Origin of the sequence: Streptomyces fuscigenes (assembly GCF_021556455.1) — a bacterium.
In the GTDB taxonomy this organism is placed as follows: domain Bacteria; phylum Actinomycetota; class Actinomycetes; order Streptomycetales; family Streptomycetaceae; genus Streptomyces; species Streptomyces fuscigenes.
Genome location: NZ_JAKGCV010000771.1, coordinates 1 through 1228, shown reverse-complemented (window position 1 = coordinate 1228; position 1228 = coordinate 1). Strand labels below are relative to the sequence as shown.

Annotated in this window: 1 protein-coding gene; it reads left to right on the top strand. The window is 76.6% G+C overall.

All coding sequences use genetic code 11. The annotated features are described in order from the left end of the window. The first annotated feature begins 112 nt into the window (after positions 1 to 112). Complete coding sequence (locus tag L1885_RS28455) at positions 113 to 1183, top strand: MBL fold metallo-hydrolase (protein WP_372482060.1); 1071 nt, start codon at positions 113 to 115, stop codon at positions 1181 to 1183. Positions 1184 to 1228: the final 45 nt, after the last annotated feature.

Sequence of the window (1228 nt, the reverse complement as noted above, 5' to 3'; positions counted from 1 at the left end):
CCACGCACGACGCGCCGGGCCCGGGCGCCGCGGAAGGCGCGCGGGGCCCGCACGGCAGGCAGGGCCCCCGCGGCGGGCGGGGAACGGGCGGAAGAGAAGGAACGGAGTCCCAGTGACGGAATCGACGCAGCAGAGCGCATCGGAGCGCGGCCCCGCCCGCGTCGCGGGCGCCACGGCCCTGGGGCGCGCCGGGCGGCAGCCGGCGCCCCGGCCGGTCGGCGAGCACCGCAGGCACTGGCCCAGATCCTTCGCCGACCGCCTGACCGCGCCCCTGCCCGGCGTCGTCGAGTTCGCGCGGTTCGTCAAGGACGGCGCGGTGCGCCCCGGTCCCGACGGCCTGCGCGACATCCCCCAACTGCCCTTCGCCCCCGAGCCGCTGCCAGCCGTCGACGCCGGGGACATCTCCGTCACCTGGGTCGGCCACGCCAGCTGGATCGTGCGCATAGCCGGACTCACCGTCCTCACCGATCCCGTCTGGGCGCGCCGCATCCTCGGCACCCCCGCGCGCATCACCCCCGTCGGAGTGCGCTGGGAGGACCTGCCGCCCGTCGACGCGGTGGTCATCAGCCACAACCACTACGACCATCTCGACGCCCCCACCCTGAAGCGACTGCCGCGCCACACCCCGCTGTTCGTGCCCGCGGGGCTCGGCCGCTGGTGCCGGCGCCGGCGCTTCGCGCGGGTCACCGAACTCGACTGGTGGGAGGGCGCCGAGCTGCGCGGCGCGGGCGGCAGGACCGTACGGTTCGACTTCGTCCCCGCCCACCACTGGTCCAAGCGGTCCCTCACCGACACCTGCCGCAGCCTGTGGGGCGGCTGGGTCATCAGCGACTCCCACGGCGGCAGGGTCCACTTCGCCGGCGACTCCGGCTACGGCCACTGGTTCCCGCAGATCGGCCGCCGCCACCCCGGCATCGACGTGACGCTGCTGCCGATCGGCGCGTACGAGCCGCGCTGGTGGCTGCGCGCCGAGCACATGGACCCGGAAGAGGCCGTCCAGGCCTGCCAGGACCTCGGCGCGGCCCGCATGGCGCCCATGCACTGGGCGACCTTCGTGCTCTCGTCCGAGCCGGTCCTCGAACCCCTCACGCGGGTACGGGCGGCCTGGGAGCGCACGGGCCGGCCGCGCGACGAGCTGTGGGACCTGCCCGTGGGCGCGTCCCGCGTCCTGCGCGCCGCCTGACGCCCCGCGCCCGGCGGCGTGCTCTGCGCGGGCAGCGGCCGACGG